This is a genomic window from Pararhizobium sp. LjRoot255 (assembly GCF_964252905.1).
Classification (GTDB): Bacteria; Pseudomonadota; Alphaproteobacteria; order Rhizobiales; family Rhizobiaceae; genus Pararhizobium.
On record NZ_CAXUPQ020000013.1, the window covers coordinates 1 to 2,201 of the forward strand.

At 59.7% G+C, this 2,201-nt stretch carries 2 protein-coding genes; both read right to left on the minus strand.

Going from position 1 to position 2,201, the window contains the following annotated elements; translation table 11 throughout:
- Positions 1 to 17: 17 nt before the first annotated feature.
- Positions 18 to 875: a sugar phosphate isomerase/epimerase family protein gene (locus tag ACSQ2W_RS27310; protein ID WP_436089300.1), complete on the minus strand. Its 858-nt coding sequence runs from the start codon at positions 873 to 875 to the stop codon at positions 18 to 20.
- Between the two features lie 13 nt (positions 876 to 888).
- The gene (locus ACSQ2W_RS27315) at positions 889 to 2,052 is read right to left on the minus strand and encodes a Gfo/Idh/MocA family protein (protein WP_436089301.1); all 1,164 of its coding nucleotides are present in this window, start codon (positions 2,050 to 2,052) and stop codon (positions 889 to 891) included.
- Between the last annotated feature and the right edge of the window lie 149 nt (positions 2,053 to 2,201).

A 2,201-nucleotide genomic window follows, 5' to 3' on the forward strand; every position in this document is an offset into this window, starting at 1 on the left:
TGGTAACGATTACATTTTCAAGCTGCCGTTTTGGCATTTGCGGCATCGACGAGCGGCTTGAGGTATTCGAGCGAGACGCGGGCGACCCAGTCGGGTTCGATGCCGCGCTGGTGGAAGCCGCATTCCATCGACAGATAGCCGTCGAAGCCGGTTTCCTGCAGCGCGTCGACAAGAGCCGGGAAGTCGCCCCTGCCCATGCCCGGCGGCAGTCGGTTGTTGTCGGAGGCGTGAATGTGGACCAGGTCCTTGCCCATGGCATGGACGTAGTCGCTCATTACTTCCTTCTCTGTGATGACGTGATGGCTATCGAACATCAGGCGCACGTTCGGCTCGCCGACATCCTTCATCATGTCGATGGTGTTGTCGCAGGTATTGACGATGTTGCTGTCTTCCGGCGTCGGCTCGATTACGATCTCGACGTCGAAGTCCTTTGCGAAGCGGGCGATTTCGCCGATCGCCTGCGCAGCCCAGTCCCATGCCTGGCGATAGGTCGTGCCGAAGATGTACCAGCCCGGCAGGCAGATCAGCCGCTTGCCGCCCCAGTCGGCGGTTAGCTGCACCATGTCCTTGTAATGGTCGATCGCCCAGCGGCGCTCTTCCGGGATCGGCGAAGCGACGTTGTTGCCGGGACCGCCGCCATGGGCCGGCAGCATGGCTGCCAGTTCAAGCCCATAGTCTTTCAGCATCTGGCCGAGATCCTTGCGCCGTTGCGGGCTCAGCGTCGGTGGAAAGACATGCGGGCTGGCTGCTCCGATCTCGATGGCGTCATAGCCGCTCTTCTTGACGCGCTTGATGGTTTCTTCAAGCGTATAGGCCGGCAACCACGTCGGGTTGCTTGCATAAGGCCAGGTGTGCATTGCAAGCTTGATCGTCATCGCACACGCTCCCTCAGGCTGCAGATTGCTTGATGGTTTCCCAGGCGCCGGTCTGTCCGGAGACGAGAATGGCTTCGGCGATGCGCTCGATCTGCACGCCGTCCTTGAAGTTCGGCGAAGCCGGCTTGTTCTCGGCGATGGCCTGCAGGAAGTTGTACCACTCGATCGACTTGATATCGATGTAGCCCTGCCCCATGCCGGCAACCGGCCACAGCTTGTCGCCGAACGGCTGGTTCGGACCGGAATAGATCGTGCGGAAGCCGAAGGCGTCAGCCGGATCGTCGGCAAAGGCGACGCGCAGTTCGTTGAGACGCTGGTAATCGAAGGCGATCGAGCCGCGGGTTCCGTGGATCTCGAAGCCGAGTTGGTTATGATGGCCCCAGGCATTGCGCGTTACTTCGATCGTGCCGTGCGCTCCGCCTGCGAACTTGATCATCGTCAGCGCGGTATCGTCGACATCGACCTTGCCCTTTTCCGAGGACGCGGCACCGCTCGGTCCAAAGAAGCGACCTGCCGGCAGCGGGCGTTCCGCGATGAAGGTCTTGACGATCGCATTCACCTGCTCGAATTCGCCGACGAGCAGGCGTGCGGCATCGATCACATGCGTGCCGATATCGCCAAGCGTACCGGAACCCGCCAGCGCCTTGTTGAAGCGCCAGGAGAGCGGCTTTTCTGGATCGGCGCCCCAATCCTGAAGGTAATAACCGCGGAATGTCAGGATGTCGCCGATACGGCCCTCATCGATCAGGCGCTTGGCCATCTGCAGGGCGGGCGTGTGACGGTAGTTGTAGGACACCATCGTTACCACGCCGGTCTTGTTGGCAGCGGCAAGCATCTCCTCAGCTTCGGCCACCGTCATCGACATCGGCTTTTCGCACATGATGTGCTTGCCTGCCTTGGCCGCAGCAATCGCAATCGCCGCATGCGTGTCGTTGGGCGTGCAGATATCGACGATATCGATGTCGGGGCGCGATACAACTTGGCGCCAATCGGTTGCGTGTTCCGCAAAGCCATACTGCTTGGCAGCGTTTTGCGCCAACTCCTCGTCGATGTCGACGATCACCTTGCGCTCAATCTCGACCGGTGAACCAAACAGGATCGGCACGACCGCGGTAGCGATGGAATGGGCCTTGCCCATGAAGCCGGTGCCAATGAGCGCAACATTCAATTTTTTCACTGATAAGCCTCCAATGAAGGGCGGGCCAAAGCCCCCGGTGCCCCTATTTCAGATCTCCGCGAACCCGCTAGAGCTCGTCGCCATTTTGCGATGTTAACGTATACAACACCACGAAAAACACGATGTCAACGATTACATTTTGATTGACG

Excerpts from the sequence above, each read along its gene's own strand:
- ACSQ2W_RS27310 (WP_436089300.1), bottom strand. The coding sequence starts at position 875 with ATGACGATCAAGCTTGCAATGCACACCTGGCCTTATGCAAGCAACCCG.